Annotated in this window: 16 protein-coding genes and 1 pseudogene; 6 read left to right on the top strand and 11 right to left on the bottom strand. The window is 60.8% G+C overall.

Features of this window, described 5'->3' with window-relative positions:
• Positions 1 to 26: 26 nt before the first annotated feature.
• Both BN2475_RS16215 and mnmE read right to left on the bottom strand, forming a co-directional pair.
• On the bottom strand, positions 27 to 1,250 hold the full coding sequence (locus tag BN2475_RS16215; protein WP_094780518.1) for a tyrosine-type recombinase/integrase: 1,224 nt from the start codon (positions 1,248 to 1,250) through the stop codon (positions 27 to 29).
• A 176-nt stretch (positions 1,251 to 1,426) separates the two neighbouring features.
• A complete protein-coding gene (gene mnmE, locus BN2475_RS16210) occupies positions 1,427 to 2,821 on the bottom strand; it encodes a tRNA uridine-5-carboxymethylaminomethyl(34) synthesis GTPase MnmE (RefSeq protein WP_094780517.1) in 1,395 nt (464 codons plus the stop codon).
• Positions 2,822 to 3,192: 371 nt separating this feature from the next.
• Here mnmE and BN2475_RS16205 point away from each other — a divergent pair, with 371 nt between their 5' ends.
• Positions 3,193 to 3,597, top strand: coding sequence for a transcriptional regulator (locus tag BN2475_RS16205; RefSeq protein WP_094780516.1), 405 nt, complete (start codon positions 3,193 to 3,195; stop codon positions 3,595 to 3,597).
• Positions 3,598 to 3,738: 141 nt separating this feature from the next.
• On the opposite strand, the gene yidC is transcribed toward BN2475_RS16205, so the two are convergent.
• The 4 genes from yidC to rpmH form a co-directional block, all read right to left on the bottom strand.
• Positions 3,739 to 5,394 carry a membrane protein insertase YidC gene (gene yidC, locus BN2475_RS16200; protein ID WP_094780515.1) on the bottom strand — a complete coding sequence of 552 codons (1,656 nt, stop codon included), beginning with the start codon at positions 5,392 to 5,394 and terminating at the stop codon, positions 3,739 to 3,741.
• Between the two features lie 30 nt (positions 5,395 to 5,424).
• Positions 5,425 to 5,655: a membrane protein insertion efficiency factor YidD gene (gene yidD, locus BN2475_RS16195; RefSeq protein WP_084585410.1), complete on the bottom strand. Its 231-nt coding sequence runs from the start codon at positions 5,653 to 5,655 to the stop codon at positions 5,425 to 5,427.
• A gap of 104 nt (positions 5,656 to 5,759) precedes the next feature.
• Positions 5,760 to 6,239 (bottom strand): ribonuclease P protein component, encoded by a 480-nt coding sequence (locus BN2475_RS16190; RefSeq protein WP_094780618.1) that lies wholly within the window; start codon positions 6,237 to 6,239, stop codon positions 5,760 to 5,762.
• Between the two features lie 19 nt (positions 6,240 to 6,258).
• A complete protein-coding gene (gene rpmH / locus BN2475_RS16185) occupies positions 6,259 to 6,393 on the bottom strand; it encodes a 50S ribosomal protein L34 (RefSeq protein ID WP_004198824.1) in 135 nt (44 codons plus the stop codon).
• A 383-nt stretch (positions 6,394 to 6,776) separates the two neighbouring features.
• Between rpmH and dnaA the strand changes: the two genes are divergently transcribed.
• From dnaA to gyrB, 3 genes are all read left to right on the top strand, one after another.
• Positions 6,777 to 8,354: a chromosomal replication initiator protein DnaA gene (dnaA, locus tag BN2475_RS16180; RefSeq protein ID WP_218023698.1), complete on the top strand. Its 1,578-nt coding sequence runs from the start codon at positions 6,777 to 6,779 to the stop codon at positions 8,352 to 8,354.
• A 220-nt stretch (positions 8,355 to 8,574) separates the two neighbouring features.
• Entirely contained in the window at positions 8,575 to 9,678 is a 1,104-nt protein-coding gene (gene dnaN, locus BN2475_RS16175; protein ID WP_094780513.1) for a DNA polymerase III subunit beta, read from the top strand.
• 113 nt (positions 9,679 to 9,791) lie between these two features.
• Positions 9,792 to 12,263 carry a DNA topoisomerase (ATP-hydrolyzing) subunit B gene (gene gyrB / locus BN2475_RS16165; RefSeq protein ID WP_094780512.1) on the top strand — a complete coding sequence of 824 codons (2,472 nt, stop codon included), beginning with the start codon at positions 9,792 to 9,794 and terminating at the stop codon, positions 12,261 to 12,263.
• Between the two features lie 1,176 nt (positions 12,264 to 13,439).
• Here gyrB and BN2475_RS16155 read toward each other — a convergent pair.
• From BN2475_RS16155 to BN2475_RS16140, 4 genes and pseudogenes are all read right to left on the bottom strand, one after another.
• Positions 13,440 to 13,844 carry a PIN-like domain-containing protein gene (locus BN2475_RS16155; protein WP_094780510.1) on the bottom strand — a complete coding sequence of 135 codons (405 nt, stop codon included), beginning with the start codon at positions 13,842 to 13,844 and terminating at the stop codon, positions 13,440 to 13,442.
• The gene (locus BN2475_RS16150; RefSeq protein ID WP_094780617.1) at positions 13,841 to 14,524 is read right to left on the bottom strand and encodes a DUF433 domain-containing protein; all 684 of its coding nucleotides are present in this window, start codon (positions 14,522 to 14,524) and stop codon (positions 13,841 to 13,843) included. The genes BN2475_RS16155 and BN2475_RS16150 overlap by 4 nt, the downstream gene beginning before the upstream one ends.
• Before the next feature lie 704 nt (positions 14,525 to 15,228).
• Positions 15,229 to 16,008, bottom strand: a pseudogene (locus tag BN2475_RS16145) (SDR family NAD(P)-dependent oxidoreductase).
• Positions 16,009 to 16,024: 16 nt separating this feature from the next.
• A complete protein-coding gene (locus BN2475_RS16140) occupies positions 16,025 to 16,912 on the bottom strand; it encodes an aldo/keto reductase family oxidoreductase (RefSeq protein WP_094780509.1) in 888 nt (295 codons plus the stop codon).
• Between the two features lie 95 nt (positions 16,913 to 17,007).
• Here BN2475_RS16140 and BN2475_RS16135 point away from each other — a divergent pair, with 95 nt between their 5' ends.
• Complete coding sequence (locus BN2475_RS16135) at positions 17,008 to 17,904, top strand: LysR family transcriptional regulator (protein WP_094780508.1); 897 nt, start codon at positions 17,008 to 17,010, stop codon at positions 17,902 to 17,904.
• A 30-nt stretch (positions 17,905 to 17,934) separates the two neighbouring features.
• Here the strand turns inward: BN2475_RS16135 and BN2475_RS16130 are convergent, their stop codons facing one another.
• Positions 17,935 to 18,852 carry a LysR family transcriptional regulator gene (locus tag BN2475_RS16130; RefSeq protein ID WP_094780507.1) on the bottom strand — a complete coding sequence of 306 codons (918 nt, stop codon included), beginning with the start codon at positions 18,850 to 18,852 and terminating at the stop codon, positions 17,935 to 17,937.
• 95 nt (positions 18,853 to 18,947) lie between these two features.
• On the opposite strand from BN2475_RS16130, the gene BN2475_RS16125 reads away from it, so the two are divergent.
• Positions 18,948 to 19,940, top strand: a complete 993-nt coding sequence (locus BN2475_RS16125; RefSeq protein WP_094780616.1) for a ketopantoate reductase family protein — start codon at positions 18,948 to 18,950, stop codon at positions 19,938 to 19,940.
• Positions 19,941 to 20,007: the final 67 nt, after the last annotated feature.

Raw genomic sequence — 20,007 nt, 5'->3', positions numbered from 1 at the left:
GCTGCGCCGAGAGCCCGGCAATGTCTTCAAACCGCGTCGCCGGCAGCGTGCTGTCGCCCGGCGTCGATCTGTTCATCGACAAAGTCCGCCCAACGCTGAAGAAGCCGACGCTGTGCTGCGGCCTGATCTGCTTGCCCGAGGTTTTCCGCCGTGCGCGTCGTGTGCGGCGGCGGCGATACGTCGCCAGGCGCGTCGGTGCGGTGTGCGATCTCGCGCAAGTGCGTCGACGCAGTACGCCGGAAGTCGTGCAGCACGAAATGCTCGACCTCCAGCCCGAGTGCCTTGACGGCCTGGTTCAGCGTGCTCCTCGCGATAGGCCGATCGTCGCCTCTGATGCTCGGGAAGACAAATTTCCGGCTCGCCTTCGCGCTTCGAAGTTCGCGCAGCATCGAGACTGCCTGACGCGGGAGATAGACGACGCGATCGCGATCGGTATGGAGGCGCGCGGCGGGAATGGTCCACAGCGCGTTGTCCAGATCGAATTCGGCCCACGTCGATTCGACCAGCTCGGATTTCCGCACCATCGTCAGCACCAGCAGATGCAGCGCCAGCTTCAACGGCCGGCGGATGTTCGATGCGTCGATAGAGCGCAGCATGGTGCTGATCTCTTCGCCGGAGAGCACGCGGGTGCGGCTGTCGAAGGTCGCGATGGAGCGCGCCGGCACGACCTCCGCCGGATTGTGGATGGCGAGTTGCCGCGCCATCAGATACGCGTACAGGCGTTTGACCACGTTGCGCGTGTGCAGCGCCATTTTTGGCGAACCCCGGCTCTTGATCCGGTCACAGATCGCCACGATGTCGTCGGCGGTGACCGCGTTGATCGGCTTGCCGCCGATCGCGGGTAACACGTCCTTGTCGAGCGCGCGCCGGGTGGTGCGGCGATATTCGTCCGACTTGCCCGCCATGGCCGTCGCGAGATAGAGCTCGGCGGCTTCGCGCAGCACGTCCGCCTTGCTTTCGGCGCCGCGATCGCGCCGCGCGGTGGCGACCGGCGAGATGCCCTGCGCAACCAACTCCGCGTACTTCTGGGCCTTGGCTCGCGCGACTCGCAACGAGATCATCCGGTAGTCGCCGATCGTCGCGAGTGGCTGGCGCTTACCGTCCAATGAGTAGCGGAAGCGCCAGACCTTGGTGCCGGTGGTCATGACCTCGATCACAAGGCCGTTGCCGTCGGCGATGCAATAGCGGGTCGCGCGTGGTTCGAGCGCGCGGATCTGGGATTCGGTAAGGGGGACGGCGAGGCGGGGCATGCTCGGATCGCTGGTAGACGGATAGCGGCGATTCTAAACTTTTTGTGCCGGCTGTGTACCAAAGATTCGCGCGTTTTTGGGTCAACAAAGGTGATAAGAGGGCGCCGCGACGGACACTCAAGAATGGCTTAAAACCCCTTAAGATCATGGCCTTGTTGGAAATACGCACGCCATCGTTACTTGCCGATGCAGAACCTGCTGAAAATCACGCCGAGAAGGTCGTCCGAGCTGAATTCACCGGTGATCGAATTCAACTGATCCTGCGCAAGCCGCAACTCCTCGGCGAACAGATCCAGCGCTTGCGAGTTCTGATCGGCATGCGCCGCGGCCGTCGCCAGATGTTCTTCGGCGGCGCGCAACGCAATCAGATGCCGCTCACGCGCGAGGTACACGCTCTCCGCGCCCGCCTGCCAGCCCGCGATCCTCAGCAACTCGTCGCGCAGCAGCGCGACGCCGTCGCCCTGCTTTGCCGACAAGCGGACCTCGCTGAGATCGAGGTCCGCGTCGAGCGCCTGCGTCGCTGGCGCAATGCCGGTCAGATCGGTCTTGTTCATTACCCGTACCACCGGCACACCACCGGGAAAGCGCCTGGCGATCGCCTCGTCCTCGACCGTCAAGCCGGTGCGGGCATCGAGCAGATGCAACACCACGTCGGCGCGCTCGATCTCGCTCCAGGTGCGTGCAATGCCGATCTTCTCCACTTCGTCCTCGGTGTCGCGCAGGCCGGCCGTGTCGATCACATGCAATGGAATGCCTTCGATCTGGATGGTCTGGGCGACCTTGTCGCGCGTGGTGCCGGCGATCGGCGTGACGATCGCCAGCTCCGCGCCGGCCAGCGCGTTCAGCAGTGACGACTTGCCGACGTTCGGCTGGCCCGCCAGCACCACCGACAAGCCTTCGCGCAACAGCGCTCCTTGCCGCGCTTCGCTCAACACATGCGCGAGACGCTCGCGAATGCGCGCGAGCTTGCCGCGCGCATCGGCCGCTTCGAGGAAGTCGATTTCCTCCTCCGGGAAGTCGAGCGTCGCTTCGACCAGCATGCGCAGCGTAATCACATCTTCGACCAGCGCGTGGATGTCGCGCGAAAACGCGCCGTCGAGCGAGCGGCCCGCAGAACGCGCGGCGGCCTCGGTGCTGGCCTCGATCAGATCGGCGACGGCTTCCGCTTGCGCCAGGTCCAGCTTGTCGTTCAAAAATGCGCGGCGCGTGAATTCGCCCGGTTCGGCGAGGCGCAGACCGACCGCGCGGCCGGCGTCGATGCAACGCTGCAGCAGCAGTTGCAGGACGACTGGACCGCCGTGGCCTTGCAGTTCGAGCACATGCTCGCCGGTGTACGAGTGCGGTGCCGGAAAGTACAGCGCGATACCGCGGTCGAGTGCGTTGCCGCTGTCGTCGAGGAACGGGACGTAGCTCGCGTGGCGCGGCGCGAGTGTCTGGCCGGTGAGCGCGTGCATCATCGGCTGGGCCGCCGCCTCCGCCGCGCGGCCGAACGAAATCCGCACGACGCCAATACCCCCCCGGCCGGGCGCGGTTGCAATGGCGACGATGGGATCGGAATCGGTGGTGAGCATGGGGAGCGTGACAAAAAACGGCGGGAAGGGCGGGACAGCGTAAGCCGGCGCGACGCGACGCATTGTAACGCGGGCGCCTGGGGCGACCGCGCTGCGTCGCCGGCGAGCGGGCCGGTTGTCGCTTTATCCAGACAATTCTGATTTATCTCAAATAAGCTACGATTACTACTGCCGCTATCTCAGAGAAATTAGGACGATTTGAGACACGCGAAGCGCCAGAAAGGCCGTCCGATAAAGAAAAGATCACAACGGTCGAATTTCGCGAAAGGCTTGGCCCGACGCGCACCGCAAGCTAAAACTATCTCAAATACGCTAAGACGAAGCTTGCCTGGTTGTCAACTGGTTGGATTCTGAATTGCACAATCTGGCCCATGCCAACCGACAAAGAAAAAGCTGCCTTCGCCAAGAGGTTGAGGGATCTGCTCGAGCCGCTCAAGATTCGCGGCGGGACCAAGCTCGCCGAGCAGTTCAACCTCCGGTATCACGGCGAGCGTTCTGTTACGCCGCAAACCGCGCACAAGTGGCTCGCGGGCACGACGATTCCGAAACCTGACAAACTGCGCACGCTGGCCGAATGGTTGAACGTCAAGGAGCATTGGCTGCACTACGGACCGCCGCCGGGTTCAGGCAACAGGCCGTTGGCGCGCGGCGAAAAGTACCCGCCCACGCCGGAAACGATTGAACTCGCTTCGAAGATTGCGTCGCTGACGCCAAAAGACCGCAACCTGGTCGAAGAGATGATCGTGCGCTTTTACGGCGAGGACACCGAAGAATAACCAGGCCGTCGTCTCGATTTCGAGCGCCCATGAAAAAACCGCCCGGTTCGCACCGGGCGGTTTTTTTGATGCGCTGTGGGCCAGCGCCGGCTTGCATCAGCCATCCGGGCCGGCGAGATGCCGGCCGCGTCAAACAGGACGTCAGGCTGGCTTGACCTTCGACTTGCCCATCATGCGCGTGATGTAGTACTGCTGCGCGATCGACAGCACATTGTTCACGACGTAGTACAGCACGAGACCTGCCGGGAAGAAGAAGAACATGACCGAGAATGCGATCGGCATGAACATCATCATCTTGGCTTGAACCGGGTCCGGCGGCGTCGGGTTCAGCCTGGTCTGCAGGAACATCGAGACAGCCATCAGGACCGGCAGAATGAAGTACGGGTCCTGCTGCGACAAATCCTGAATCCACAGAATCCACGGCGCGCCGCGCATTTCCACCGACGACAGCAACACCCAGTACAGCGAGATGAACACCGGGATCTGAATCACGACCGGCAGACAGCCGCCGAACGGATTGACCTTCTCGGTCTTGTACAGCTCCATCAGCGCCGCGTTCATCTTTTGCGGATCGCCCTTGAAGCGTTCGCGCAGCGCCTGCATGCGCGGTGTGATCGCCTTCATGCGCGCCATCGACTTGTAGCTCGCAGCCGACAGCGGGAAGAACACAGCCTTGATCAGCAGCGTGAGCAGCACGATCGACCAGCCCCAGTTGCCGACGTAGCTATGAATCTTCGACAGCAGCCAGAACAGCGGCTTCGCGATGATCGTGACCCAGCCATAGTCCTTCACCAGTTCCAGACCCGGCGCGATGCCTTCGAGCATGCGCTCTTCTTCCGGACCGGCGAACAGACGCGCCGACACGCTGATCGTCTGGCCCGGCTCGATGGTCGGCAGCGGCTGCTTCACGCCGATGCGATAGAGCGACGGATCGATCTTCTCGACGTAGATGTCGCGCTTCGCGCCCTCCTGCGGAATCCAGGCCGACGCGAAGTAATGCTGGACCATCGCGATCCAGCCGTCCTTGGCCGTGGTCGCGTAATCCTGCTTGTTCTTGTCGATGTCGCCGAACGTCATCTTCTGGAAGTGATGCTCGTCCGTGTAGACAGCCGGTCCGATGAACGTGTGCGAGAAGCGCGGCGTTTCCACCGCCTGGTCGTCACGCACCAGTTCCATATACACCTGCGGCGTCACCGGCGCGGTGCCGACATTCTGGATCTTCGTGTCGACGCCGATCACATAGCTGCCGCGCGTGAACGTGTAGGTCTTGATGACCTTCACGCCACCTTTTTCCGCCGACTCGAAGCTGAGCTGGAACGATTTCTCGTCGCCTTTCAGTTCGGTCTGCTGGTTCGGCATCAGCGTGAAGATGTCGTTGTGGTTCGGGAAATCGCCGCCGAGCAGGCCCGTGCGAGCCAGATACGTGTGATTGTCGGTGCGATCGAACAGCGTGATGACGTGCTCCGGCTCCTTGCCCTCGACTTGCTTGATGAGCGACAGGCGCGACACGGTGCCGCCGCGAGTATCGATCTCACCGCTATAGACGTCGGTGGAGAACTTCACGAGTTGCGATTGCGCCGCCGGCGCATTGCCGGGCGCGGTGGCGTGGGTGGCCGGCAATTCGGCCGGCTGGGTTCCCGACGTCGTGGTTCCCGGTGCGGCGCTACCGACGGTCTTGGTCGGCGTGGCGCTCGGGAAAAACATCGACGGGCGTCCGTGGTCGCGTTGCCAGTTGTCGAACAGCATGACCGCTGACATGAAAAAGATGACCCATAGGACGGTGCGTTTGATATCCATGCGTTGTCTCAGTGTCGATGGAATGGCGCGTCAGCGCTTTTCAGAAGTGGGAGGCGGGACGAGATCGATGCCGCCCGCGGAAAACGGGTGACAGCGGCAAATACGCCTGGCGGCGAGATAAGTCCCGCGCGCGGCGCCATGATACTGGATTGCTTCGCGCGCGTAGTCGGAGCAGGAAGGATAAAAGCGGCACCGGTCGCCGAGCATGGGGCTCACGGCAACCTTGTAAAAACGCAATAGAGCGATGAGTACCGTTTGCATGGCTGGTGCGGCCGGACTGCGCCGCGCAACGTGGAACACCGGCGACCCCGCGCAGAACGGCTGCCGGAGCGGCCGGAACTGTGGTGCGGGCGGTCATCTGTGCGTCAATCCGTCCTGGGCGTTTCCGCGGGCGGCGCCCCGCGACGGACAATTTCGCGCGCTGCCTTGTCGAGCAGCGCTTCTATTTCGCTGCGGCACAGCGCCTTCAACGGCGGCGACGAGGCGCTCGGCAAAGCCTTCTTGTCAAAGCGCGAGTGCAAACGCAGCAGCACATCCCAACCGCCGAATTCCGCGCGACGCAGCCGGAACGCTTCACGCGCGATTCGACGTACCAGATTACGCGTGGCCGCCCGCGGCGCATACTTCTTGCCGATTACGAGGCCGAGGCGAGCTTCGTTGCCGGTGGGCCGGCCGTACACCACGAAGTGCGCGGTGCGACGCCACGGGCGCAAACGAAAAACGGATGAAAATTCATCCGTTTTCAGCAGCCTTGCGGCTTTGGGGAAGGCGGCTTGCGCTGGCAACGGAATCGAGCCCGGTTGCTGCGCCCCAGCCGCTCCCGCTTCGCCGCGGGCTTCGGTCACAGCGCGCAATCCGCTCGCCTTAGATGGCGAGGCGCTTGCGGCCCTTCGCGCGACGTGCGTTGATGACCTTGCGGCCGCCAGCAGTCTTCATACGAACGCGAAAGCCGTGGGTGCGCTTGCGACGGGTAACGGAAGGTTGGTAAGTACGTTTCATGTTGCTCTCACTAGATCGAAAAAAAACCGCGCGATCATCGCTGAAAGCGCAATGGCCGGAGGTTTACTGAATTGGTTTTCGCGGAACCCGCTATTTAAACCGCTTTTCCGTTGGCCGTCAATAGCTTAGCCAGGTTCAGCGGCGGGCCGGGCCCGCTGCCCCAGCTGATCGGTCCCTGTGGATAACTCCCTTGCGGGTCCGTTTTGGCGTTAGAATCTCGCCTTACTTCCCAAAAATGCTGCACGCCGCTCCGGCTCGTTTGTCCCGCAAATGCTTGTGGAACGAGCGCCTGGGGCCGTTCCGCCTAGCTGCTCAGGGCCTTGTTGCGTGCGCGCGACGGGGGCAGCTGCGAACGCCGTGCACACCATAACGACAGCAACTCGATGAACGATTTCTGGCAACACTGTTCCGCACTGCTGGAGCGTGAGCTTACGCCCCAGCAGTACGTGACGTGGATCAAACCGTTGGCCCCGGTCGCCTTCGACGCCGCTGCGAACACATTGAGCATCGCCGCGCCGAACCGCTTCAAGCTCGACTGGGTCAAGAGCCAGTTCTCGGGCCGTATCGCGGATATGGCCCGCGATTTCTGGCACGCCCCGATCGATGTGCAATTCGTGCTGGACCCGAAAGCAGGTATGCGCGCCCCCGCGGCGGCATCGCCGGCGCCCGCGCGTGCGGCTTCGGCCGCGCCGATGGGCGGCAATACGGGTGGCGCGGCCGCGGTGGACGCGGCCGTCGGCGCCGTGCAGGCCGCGCAAACGGCGCGCGCAACCCACGCAATGGCTACGCAGAACGCGAGCGCACGTGCCGCCGCCGAAGACGCCGCCGACCTTGATCTGCCCAGCCTCGACGCGAACGAAGCCGCGGCTGCGCGCCGCACCTGGCGTCCGGGCCAGAGCGCCGGCTCGACCGGCAATGGCGAAAGCGACTCGATGTACGAGCGCTCGAAGCTGAACCCGGTGCTCACATTCGACAACTTCGTGACCGGTAAGGCCAACCAGCTCGCACGCGCCGCGGCGATTCAGGTCGCCGACAATCCGGGCATCTCGTACAACCCGCTGTTCCTGTATGGCGGCGTGGGTCTGGGCAAGACTCACCTGATCCACGCGATCGGCAACCAGCTTCTGATGGACAAGGCCGGCGCGCGGATCCGCTACATCCACGCGGAACAGTATGTGTCCGACGTGGTGAAGGCCTACCAGCGCAAGGCGTTCGACGATTTCAAGCGCTACTACCACTCCCTCGACCTGCTGCTGATCGACGATATTCAGTTCTTTTCCGGCAAGTCGCGCACCCAGGAGGAATTCTTCTACGCGTTCGAGGCGCTGGTCGCGAACAAGGCGCAGGTGATCATCACCAGCGACACGTATCCAAAGGAAATCTCCGGCATCGATGACCGCCTGATCTCGCGCTTCGACTCCGGCCTGACCGTTGCGATCGAGCCGCCCGAGCTGGAGATGCGCGTCGCGATCCTGATGCGCAAGGCGCAATCGGAATTCGTGAGCCTCAACGAAGACGTCGCGTTCTTCGTCGCCAAGCATTTGCGCTCGAACGTGCGTGAGCTGGAAGGCGCGCTGCGCAAGATCCTCGCGTATTCGAAGTTCCACGGCCGCGAAATCACGATCGAACTGACCAAAGAAGCGCTGAAAGACCTGTTGACGGTGCAGAACCGGCAGATTTCGGTGGAAAACATCCAGAAGACCGTGGCTGACTTCTACAGCATCAAGGTCGCGGACATGTATTCGAAGAAGCGGCCGGCCAATATTGCACGGCCGCGGCAGATCGCGATGTATCTGGCCAAGGAGCTGACGCAGAAAAGCCTGCCGGAAATCGGCGAGCTGTTTGGCGGGCGCGACCATACCACGGTGCTGCACGCGGTGCGCAAAATCGCCGACGAGCGCAGCAAGGACGCGCAACTGAACCACGAATTGCACGTGCTGGAGCAGACGCTGAAGGGCTGAGCGGCCCGGATGGAAAAATCGACCTGTTTATTTCCAAACTCGCCCCCATTTTAGTGAGGCGGTTCCGTTTTCAGGCACAATACAGGTTTAACCGCCCGGCGGCCGCGGGCGGATTTCACGCCATGTCGGGCGCTGCGTGGCGCCGGCGGGGAGCCAGGGCGGCATGCTGTAAAGCTTGCCTGGCAAGGCGCGCAGGCCGTTATATCAACGAAGGAACCCTATGCAACTGGTCAAGACCGAACGCGATAACCTCCTCAGGCCGCTGCAAACCGTGAGCGGCATCGTCGAACGCCGCCATACGTTGCCGATCCTCGCCAATTTGCTGATTACCAAGAACGGCCCGAACGTGTCGTTCCTGTCGACCGACCTCGAGTTGCAGATCACCACACGCGCAGATTTCGGCGTGGGCGGCGATTCGGTGGCGACCACGGTGGCGGCACGCAAGCTCCTCGACATTCTGCGCGCAATGCCCGACGGGCAGGTCACGCTCACGCTGAACGACAAGCGTCTGACGGTGCAATCGGGCAAGAGCCGCTTTGCACTGCAAACCCTCGCCGCGGACGAATTCCCGACGGTCGCGCAAGCCAAAGACTACGGCGCGAGTCTCGTGGTTCCCCAGAAGACGTTCCGCCAGTTGCTCGGCATGGTCCATTTTTCGATGGCCCAGCAGGACATCCGCTACTACCTGAACGGCATGCTGCTGGTGGTGGACGGCGACCAGCTGATGGCGGTGGCAACCGACGGCCACCGTCTGGCGTTTTCGTCGATGAAGATCGAAGGCTCGTTCTCGCGTCAGGAAGTGATCATTCCGCGCAAGACGATTCTGGAACTGCAGCGTCTGCTGGAAGACATCGACGACACGCTGCAGATCGACATCGCGCAAACGCAGGTGAAATTCATGTTCGGCCAGGTCGAACTGGTGTCGAAGCTGGTGGAAGGCAAATTCCCCGACTTCCAGCGCGTGATTCCGAAGTCGCACAAGAATCAATTCCTGATTGGCCGCGAAGAACTGCAGCGCTCGCTGCAACGCGCGGCGATTCTGACGTCGGATAAGTTCAAGGGCGTGCGCTGCATCATCGAGCCGGGCCAGTTGAAGATCATGTCAACCAACGCCGATCAGGAAGAGGCGCAGGAAGAACTGGAAATCGCGTATAGCGGCGACAACGTCGATATCGGGTTCAACGTCACGTATCTGCTCGACGTGCTGGCGAACCTGAAGGTCGACATGTTGCAAGTGAGCCTTGGCGACGCCAGCTCCAGCGCGTTGATCACGATTCCCGAGAACGATGAATTCAAATACGTGGTGATGCCGATGCGCATCTGATGCGTCCAACACCAAGAACACACCAAGGGGCGCAGCGCCCCTTTGGCGTTTTTATGGCGATTTGAAAAGTCCCGAGCAGCAACCTTGCAGTAACGCAGAACCGGAAAAAATCCATGACTGAAACGAACAATACGCAGCCCGACAACAGCTACGGCGCCTCGTCCATTCAGATCCTCGAAGGTCTGGAGGCTGTGCGCAAGCGGCCGGGAATGTACATCGGGGATACATCGGATGGCACCGGTTTGCACCACCTCGTGTTCGAGGTGCTCGACAACTCGATCGACGAAGCACTGGCCGGGCACTGCAACGACATCCAGGTGATCATTCACGCGGACAACTCCATTTCGATCACCGACAACGGCCGCGGTGTGCCGACCGGTCTGAAGATGGACGACAAGCACGATCCGAAGCGCAGCGCCGCTGAAATCGTCATGACCGAACTGCACGCCGGCGGCAAGTTCGATCAGAACAGCTACAAGGTGTCGGGCGGCCTGCATGGCGTGGGCGTGTCGTGCGTGAATGCGCTGTCGGCGTGGCTGCGCCTGACAGTACGCCGCGACGGCAAGAAACACTTCATGGAATTCCACCGTGGCGTGCCGCAGAATCGCGTGATCGAAGAGATCGGCGGGGTGGCCGTGTCGCCGATTCCGGTGATTGGCGATACCGAGAATCGCGGCACTGAAGTGCATTTCATGGCCGATGAGACGATCTTCGGCAATGTCGAATACCACTACGACATTCTGGCCAAGCGCATTCGCGAATTGTCGTTCCTGAATAACGGCGTGCGGATCCGTCTGACCGACCAGCGCTCGGGTAAGGAAGACGATTTCGCGTTCGTCGGCGGCGTGAAGGGTTTTGTCGAGTACATCAACAAGACCAAGAGCGTGCTGCACCCGACCATTTTCCACGTGAACGGCGAGAAGGACGGTGTCGGTGTGGAAGTGGCGATGCAGTGGAACGACAGCTACAACGAAAACGTGCTGTGCTTCACCAACAACATTCCGCAGCGCGACGGCGGCACGCACCTGACCGGCCTGCGTGCGGCGATGACGCGCGTGTTGAACAAGTACATTGCCGATCACGAAGTCGCGAAGAAAGCGAAGGTCGAAACGTCCGGCGACGACATGCGCGAAGGGCTTTCGTGCGTGTTGTCGGTGAAGGTGCCGGAGCCGAAGTTCAGCGCGCAGACCAAGGACAAGCTGGTGTCGTCGGAAGTGCGCGCGCCGGTGGAAGATGTGGTTGCGAAGGCGCTCGAAGAATTCTTGCTGGAAACGCCGAACGACGCGAAGATCATTTGCGGCAAGATTGTCGATGCGGCTCGCGCCCGCGATGCGGCGCGCAAGGCACGCGAGATGACGCGTCGTAAAGGCGTGCTCGACGGCGTCGGCTTGCCCGGCAAGCTGGCGGATTGCCAGGAGAAGGACCCGGCGAAGTCGGAGATTTATATCGTCGAGGGTGACTCGGCGGGCGGCTCGGCGAAGCAGGGGCGTGACCGCAAGTTTCAGGCGATCCTGCCGCTGCGCGGCAAGGTGCTCAACGTGGAGAAGGCGCGCTATGACAAGCTGCTTTCTTCGGAACAGATCGTGACGCTGATTACCGCGCTGGGTTGCGGCATCGGCAAGGAAGACTACAACCTCGATAAGCTGCGTTATCACCGGATCATTATCATGACCGATGCTGACGTGGACGGCGCGCACATTCGGACGCTGTTGCTGACGTTCTTCTATCGGCAGATGCCGGAGATGATCGAGCGTGGTTATATCTATATCGCGCAGCCGCCTTTGTACAAGATCAAGGCAGGTAAGGATGAGCGATATCTGAAGGACGAGTCCGAGGTCAACGCGCACATCCTGAAGCTTGCGCTGCAGGGGTCTGAGCTGGTGTCTTCGGAAAACGCTACGCCGATTAGCGGCGACGCGTTGGGTGAATTGGCTCGGGCTTATTTGCTGGCTCAAGCCGTGGTCGATCGTCTGAGCCGGCTGTATGACGCGGGGACGCTCGAGGCGGTCATGGATGGCGTTGTGATCGACCTTTCGAGCGAGCAGGCCGCCGAGGCTTCGGCTAATGCGCTCGAGGCGAAGCTGCGGGATGACGCGTTGAAGCCCGAGGTGAAGGTCACAGCGATGTATGACCCGGTGCGTGAGCTGCGCTCACTGCGCATTGCGCGGACGCATCACGGTAATCAGAAGATCTCCGTGCTCGATGAAGAGTTCCAGTTGACTGCGGATTATCAGCAGCTCGTCAACACCGCTAATACGTTCAAGGGGTTGATTGGCGTTGGGGCGGTGATCAAGCGCGGTGAGCGGAGCATGGCTGTCAGTGACTTCAAGAATGCGATGAAGTGGTTGCTGGCCGATGCCGAACGCAACGTTTCCAAGCAGCGTTATAAAGGCCTCGGTGAGATGAATCCCGAGCAGCTGTGGGAGACGACGATGGATCCGGCAGTACGTCGTTTGCTTCGTGTGCAGATCGAGGATGCTATTGCGGCTGATGGGATCTTTACGACGCTGATGGGGGATGATGTGGAGCCGCGTCGGGCTTTCATCGAGTCGAATGCGTTGCGGGCGGGGAATATTGATGTTTGATTTGTTGTCGATACCACAGAAAGTGAAAACTGTGCCCAGTAAATGAAAAATTGCTGCCACAGATAGTAGAAAGATCCGACAGGATCGGATCACGGAAGCGCCCGGCTTGTCCGGGCGATTTTTTTGACGGATGGTAATGTTCTGTAGCGGTACAGAATTGGTGAGACTCGGTTACGTTTCGCGAGACTGAAGAAAACGGAATGTGGAGACTGCGAGGTCAGGAACGTACCAAGCCACGGTATCGACCGGTGAGCTTTGTTCGCTGCACCGTTCTGGTTTGATGACCAGTTTGCTCGCGGTACGGCTGAAGTGCAGCAAGCACAAGCTGGTTGTCATGCGTCGGATCGTGTCTAGCGGAAGGGAGTTGGTCCGTTTTTTCCCCATAGCTGCGAGCTCTTTGTATTCGGGCAAAAACGCGCCACTGCCCGCCGAGTGAGGCGTGGGCGCATGAGCTTGCTCATACCACGAGATCATTTGGCACGGTAGTAATTGAAGCGCCTGTCGTTCGACCGCCTGCCAACCACGGTCAACCTTGAGTGACCGCTTTCGAATTTCCTGAAAGTCAGCTCAGGGTCATGAGCTATCGCATCGGACTTCGCTCGACTAGCATGCCGCTTCATCCATCGTCTCACGCGATTACCCAGATGACGGCCCCGCTCGCTAAGCGACCGTTCGTTTGACGAGAATTTGTTCTCCCTCATTTGCCACTGTCGATACTCATTTATAACGTGTATGTGGGACGGTGGTGGCTATGAATCGACAACGGCGCGCAATCGTCTGAATTTGCGTGGAAATCGTGGTACGTGTTTGCGGGCTCCAGAAGCCCGTTATATGAATATTCGTCTACATTCGGAAGATATACGACGGCGTTCTCTATCGAACGAGCGCGGCAACACGATTGCTCACCGGGAAGGGCAAGCCGGTGGAGGTCAACCCGAACCTGGCAGCGTGGTTGTTGGCGAGTGAAGGGAGGCACCAGTTCTTGTGCGTCAGTGACACGTTCGACGGCCTTGGGTAGAAGCGGTAGCTATCAAAATGTCCGGTATGCATATTTGTTATCGCTGTCTTCACCCAGGCGCCTGTACTTTGCTTTGGACGACATGCGTTACTACAAGAAACACCGATGACCTTGGCACACTACTTTGTGTCCCAAAGGGTGTGCCAAAAACCGACGGTCTATAGGGTAACCTGCTCGAATTGCCCCTTACCGGAGAAATTGAAGGGGACCTTGAATGCGGCTCCCCCCCTGATACCATCCGACTGCTCAATGATCCGCGGCCACCAGCGCACGAGATTGTGTGCCTTGTCCCAGAAGGTGTGATTTGCCCATCCCTTATCGAGAAAGAAGACAATCAGTCCAGCTCGACGCAGCGCTTCACGTTCCAGTCCCTTGTTTAGCTTGTCGTGGGTGATTACTGACCAGCCACCTTCTTGGGACAGGGACTCGATCCAGTCTGAGTCAGCGGTGTCCTGGGGAAATTTCTCCCTCAGGTGGATTACGGAACGATCCGAGGGTTCCGAAAGGGCGTGGAGTGCCTTTGCTAGAGCTGGCGGGAGATTGTTGTCGACAAAGAATTTCACGCGGCCAGGCTTTCTTCGAAGGCAACGGCCGCGTCGACTGCGGCAACAGGCACCTCGTAGAGCTTCGCGACGAAATTCTTGTTGCCCTCCGCGATAAACGCGTCGTACAGGATCGATGTTCTGACAGCGCCGTTCGTGACGATGGGCTTGCCAAAGGCGATTGACGGATCTAACACAATCGCCTTGCTTCGTGAAGACGGGTACCAGCGAGCTGCGACTTGATCCTCGCCAAACTCGATGCCACGGTATAGCGACGGCTCAATGATTTTCCGGAAGGCATACTGCTGTTTCACCAGATCCAGCAGCTCAGTCTCACCGGTTTCTTCCATAGCCGACGTGAAAATCGTCCGGCCATCGGTACGGAACTGGCGCGATGTGAATGGATAGTCCGTTTCGAAAAGTTCACGGGCGCGCTGGCTGGCGAGGCGTATTGCCTGCAGGCTGACACCATGCTTGCGAAACGCGTGCACGAACCGTACTTCGAGGAGGTCGTGGAAACTGATGCCGTCAAGAGAGTCGTCGGCAAGCTCCGTTTCCCAGAGAGGGGCAACGGAAACTGGGATGTGCTTCTTGTCCCGGTAGGAATAGCCGTCCAACCAGCGGCGGAGATCCCGGAGGGGAATCTTCGTCAGCTGGGCCGCCTCATGAAAGGTGTACAGGCCGATACCAGTAAGCTGCATATACCCCTCCCTATAGAAAGTTGACCCGCCGAGAAGCTCTCGGTACCCGAAAGACACTCGATTCTACCGAAATTCGGCCGCGGCCCCATTTAGGCTACCCATGCATGTTGCTATCCACGATGACGCGGTGACGATGGCATCACAGGCAGGTGTCACGATTGCGCAACGCGACACGTTTGAGCCCAGCCCGAGGTCGCGCGCCATGTAGCGGACCGCATAAAAACAGACGAGGCCTAACATGCACAATGAAAGCGCAGACGTTTCGAGAGATTGCGGCTTCGGCGCAGACGCCATCAGTTGCCTGGTACGCGCTCACAACCTTGCGTCGCAAAGAACGCACCGCACGCTGCTGTATGCCGCGCTTGAACTCCGATTCGGAATTGAGGCACGGCTTCACGAATTCAGAGATGCAAACAAAGTTCAGGGCTATTTTTGATGCCCAAAACCCCTGACGGGTTTCGTGGACGGTGACCCGCTGGCGGATGCGATCACAGGGATCCTCGCGTGGAACAAGCCGGCGACGGCATCGAGTTCAGTGGGCGCGTACGCGATCAACGACAGCAGCCTTACAGCAAACAATGACAAAGACGTGGTCGTTCAGCCCGCAGGCAATTCCACGGCATTGACCGCCAATCCGGCCAGAATCAACCTGATCTACTTGCCGCCATCAACCCGCACCATTGCTCCTAACCCAAGGCCGCAACTCAAAGCGTCATCCCTCCCGATACCTCGATACGCTGACCATTCACCCAGCGATGGTCCTCGGACAACAGCGAGGCAATCATCGGGCCGACATCTTCGGGCAGACCGGCGCGGCCCAGCGGTGTCATGCTTGCGACCATCTTGTTGATGTCCGGGTCGTCGCGCACGATGCCGCCGCTGAAATCGGTGGCGATAGCGCCAGGCGCTACAACATTGACCGTAATGCCGCGCGGCCCGAATTCCCTGGCCATGTATCTGGTCAGGGTTTCGACTGCGGCCTTCAACTATCCATAGGCCGAGCGGTTGGGCAGAGTCCTTTGGGTCAACGCCGACGAGACATTGACAATCCGGCCGCCGTCATTGATCACCGGCAACAGCTTCTGCGTAAGGAAGAACACGCCCTTGAAGTGGACGTTATAGAGTTGATCGAGGTCCGCCTCGGTCGTGTCCTCAAAGCTCTTGTTGCAGGACGTGCCTGCGTTATTCACGAGAAAATCGAACCGGTTGGCCCCGAGTTCGAGAAGCGCTTTGCGCACCCGTTCGAGGAATCCGTCGAAGGAGCCGACATCGCCGGTGTCGAGCTGCAACGCCACTGCCTCGCACCCGGCCTGCCCGACGAGATCGACAACCTGTGCTGCCTTGTCGGCATGCGTACGGTAGGTGAAGATCGAGTTGACCCCACGCCTGGCGAGGCTGAGCACCGTGCTGCGGCCGAGCCCGCGGCTACCCCCGGTAACGATTGCGATCCTGGGATTGGCAGTCAAATCGGTTTTAGTTGGCATCACTAAACTCTCTCGGTTATTCATGCAGGGCAGCACCAGCGCTTCCCAGTTGATCAAGCTCTACCACCACATCGTCCGACAAACCGAGCGCCGCTGCCGCAAGGTTCTCGCGCAGGTGCGCAACGGATGACGTGCCCGGAATCAGCAGCACGTTCGGCGCGCGGCGTAGCAGCCAGGCAAGTGCGACCTGCATGGGCGTCGAACCGACGCGGGCGGCAATCTCGGACAGGGTGGAAGACTGCAGCGGCGTGAAACCGCCCAACGGGAAGAACGGCACGTAGGCAATGCCGTTGCGGGCGAGATCATCGATCAAGGCGTCGTCGGCGCGATGCACGATGTTGTAGTGGTTCTGCACACAGACGATCTCGCAGATGCGCCGCCCTTCCGCAATCTGCGTGGGCGTCACGTTGCTCAGGCCGACATGGCGCACGAGCCCTTGGTGCTGCAGTTTGGCCAGCACACTCAGCGGCGCTTCGATCGATCCCTCCGCGGGTCCGTGCACGTCGAACATGACGCGCAAATTGACCACGTCCAACCTGTCGAGTCCAAGGTTGCGCAGGTTGTCGTGCACCGCCCGGGTCAGATCTTCAGGTGAGAACGCGGGCAGCCATGAGGCATCGTCACCGCGCCGCGCACCGAGCTTGGTCACGATGACAAGATCGTCGCGATACGGATGCAGCGCCTCGCGAATCAATTGATTGGTCACGTGCGGACCATAGAAGTCGCTGGTATCGATGTGATTGACGCCGGATTCGACGGCCTCGCGTAGTACCGCCAGCGCCGCGTCGCGATCCCTTGGCGGCCCGAATACGCCGGGGCCCGCGAGCTGCATCGCCCCATAGCCGAGCCGGTTGACCGTGAAATCGCCGAGCTTGAATGTGCCGGATGATTGAATGTTGGACATACCGTTCTCCTTGCAGTGGATGACTAGAGCTTAAAACTTGAGTCATTGGACGATAAGCCTTCATAATCCGTACAGGCTGTACGAGGATGCGCACAATGCAGATCGATCTGTCGGATTTGAACGCTTTTGTTGCGGTAGCGCGTGCGAGGGGCTTCCGGGATGGTGCTCGCGCCACCGGCTCCAGCGCGTCTGGACTGAGCGAGGCGGTCCGCCGGTTGGAAGCCCGGCTCGGCGTAAGACTGCTGCACCGTACGACGCGTAGCGTGGTGCCCACCGAGGCGGGCGAGCGCCTGCTCGAACGTCTTCGCCCCGCCTTGAGCGAAGTGGAAGCGGCACTCGACGTGGTCAATACCTTCCGCGACAGGCCGGCAGGCACGCTCCGGCTCAATGTGCCGCTCAGTGCAGCGCGTCTGATCCTTCCCGCCATCGTTCCCGGGTTTCTCGCCGCCTATCCCGAGATTCAGCTGGAAGTCATCGCCGAGGAGAGTTTTGTCGATGTGCTGGCGGCCGGGTGCGATGCGGGCATCCGCTACGGCGAGCGGCTTGAGCAAGACATGATCGCCGTGCCGATCGGTCCTCGTATTCAGCGCTTCGCGACCGCCGCCTCGCCGGCCTACCTCGAGCGTCACGGGCGGCCGGCGCATCCGCGAGAACTACTCGGCCACGCGTGCTTTCGCGGGCGTTTTGCGAGTGGGGCGATGCCGCCCTGGGAATACGAGCGCGATGGCGAGGTCGTGTGCGTCGATCCCACCGGTCCCCTGGTGGTTCAGGTCGGCGGGGCCGTCGATCTCGTCGTCGATGCGGCCATTGCAGGCACGGGGCTGGTCTGCCTCTTCGAAGACTGGTTGCGCCCGCATTTCGAAAGCGGCGCCCTCGAACCCGTTCTCGAAGACTGGTGGCCGTCGTTCCCGGGACCATTCCTCTACTATTCAGGGCGGCGCCTGGTGCCTGCGCCTCTGCGTGCGTTTGTCGACTTCATCAAGGCGCGCTGAGACGCACGGCAGTGAAAATGTCGCTGACATCTACCCTCCCGCTCCCCCCGAACTCCGAAACAACTGCACCACCACTCCCCGCAACCAACGATTTCCCGCTTCCTGGTGATATCTCGCGTGCCAATGCTGGCGAACGGCAAAGCCTTCCACTGGAACCGGGCAGGCATGGACGACCAGATCGTTTACCTTGGCCAGGGTCTCGCCAATGTGTCGCGGCAGCGTGGCAATCAGGTCGGTGCTTTTGATGATTGCCCCCAAGCCGAGGAAACCCGGCAACTCCAGCACCACGTCCCTCTCGATGTGCTCGCGCACCAGCGCCTGCTCCAGCAATTGCTCACCCGTCCCCGCAGTGATCGCGACATGTCCCTCTGTGCGGTATTGCTTCATCCCGAGCCTTGCGCGCAGTCGTGGATGACCGCGATTCGCAAGACAGACCCAATCCTGCATGTATAGCTGCTGCTGATAAATGCCACCCCCAAGCCATGGGATGTGGCCGATCGCAAGGTCGGCCTCGCCGGATTCGAGCGCGCGTTCGGTATTGCCATCGATTCGCGCGGCTTCCAGGCGTATGCCCGGCGCCTGCGTGCGCACATGCGCGAGCATGCGAGGAAGCAGCGTAATGTGGCTCGCGTCGGTCATGCAGATGCGAAAGCGCCGCTTTGCGGTGGCCGGATCGAAGGCGATTTCCCACGCAGCGAAGCGCCGCAATGATTCGAGAATCTCGCGGCACGGCCCGATCAGCGCATCGGCTTGCGGTGTCGGCGCCATGCCGCCAGGCGTGCGGACAAATAACGGATCTTGCAGATGCTCCCGCAATCGCGCTAACCAGATACTGATGGTCGGCTGACTCTGTCCGAGCTGCTCGGCGACGCGGGTGACGCTGCGCACGTCGTACAGCAAGTCGAACAGTTGCAGCAGTTTCAGATCGGGCAGTTCTGACGTATCCATGGCTTTATTGTCCAACGCAATGAGCTCATTGTAGTCATTGTATTGCCGATATGAACGCCGAATCGTATCGTGGTCTCCCTATCAAGGAGACTGAAGTGAAGATTGCGATTCTGGGTGCGGGTGCGCTGGGCTGTGCCATCGGCGCGGCGCTGACCGAAGGCAGCAATGAGGTGTGGTTGCTGAATCGCTCGCCGGCGCATGTGGAGGCGATGCGGCGCGATGGTCTGCAGGTGGACGATGCGAATGGCTCGCGCCGCGTTAAGGTCCGCGCGACAACGCGAGCGGCCGAAGCAGGCGCTGTCGATCTGGTCGTCGTGCTGGTCAAATCGTTTCATACCGATACCGCTATGCGAGGCGCCCTCGAACTCATCGGATCGCAGACGGTGGTTCTGTCGTTGCAGAACGGCCTCGGGCATGAAGACGTGCTCGCCGACATCGTCGGACGCGAGCGCGTGCTGGCCGGCAAGACCTACGTCGGTGGCGTGATGCGCAAGCCGGGGCACATCGAGTCGGGCGTCGCCGGCAAAGCTACCTATCTGGGCGAACTCGACGGCCGGATCACCGCACGCGTCACGGCGATCGCCGAAGTCTTCAACGCTGCCGGGCTGATTACCACGGTCAGCGACAACATCGTCGGCACGATGTGGGACAAGCTGCTGGTTAATGTCGCGACCGGCGCGCTGACCGGCATCACTGGCCTGACCTATGGCCAGCTCTACGACGAACCACTGCTGAGGACGACCGCTCTCGCGGCGGTCGCCGAGGCAATGGCGGTCGCGCGGGCCGCTGGCGTGATGCTCTCTACCACTGATCCTGAATGTCCGTGGACGCTGGCCGGAGAAGGACTCTCCCGCGCCTTCAAGACCTCGATGCTGCAAAGCCTGGAAAAAGGCTCCATCACCGAAATCGACTTTATCAACGGCGCAGTCGTGCGCTGGGGACAGCGGTACGGCGTGCCGACCCCGGTTAACGCGACGCTGGTGGCCTGCATCAAAGGCATTGAACGCGCTATGACCGACGGGCGACAGAACAGGGTCGTGCATGGGACCAGGGTAAGCGCTAAAGCGCCAACTCCGGTCGACCGCTGAGGGCCTGGAGTAAGCGCTAAAGCGCCAACTCCAGTCAAACCTCAGCATGGGACCAGAGTAAGTGCTG

The sequence above is a fragment of the Paraburkholderia ribeironis genome (assembly GCF_900019265.1).
GTDB classification, from domain to species: domain Bacteria; phylum Pseudomonadota; class Gammaproteobacteria; order Burkholderiales; family Burkholderiaceae; genus Paraburkholderia; species Paraburkholderia ribeironis.
Note: the sequence above shows the minus strand (reverse complement) of the source record. Positions and strands in the feature narration are given on the sequence as shown.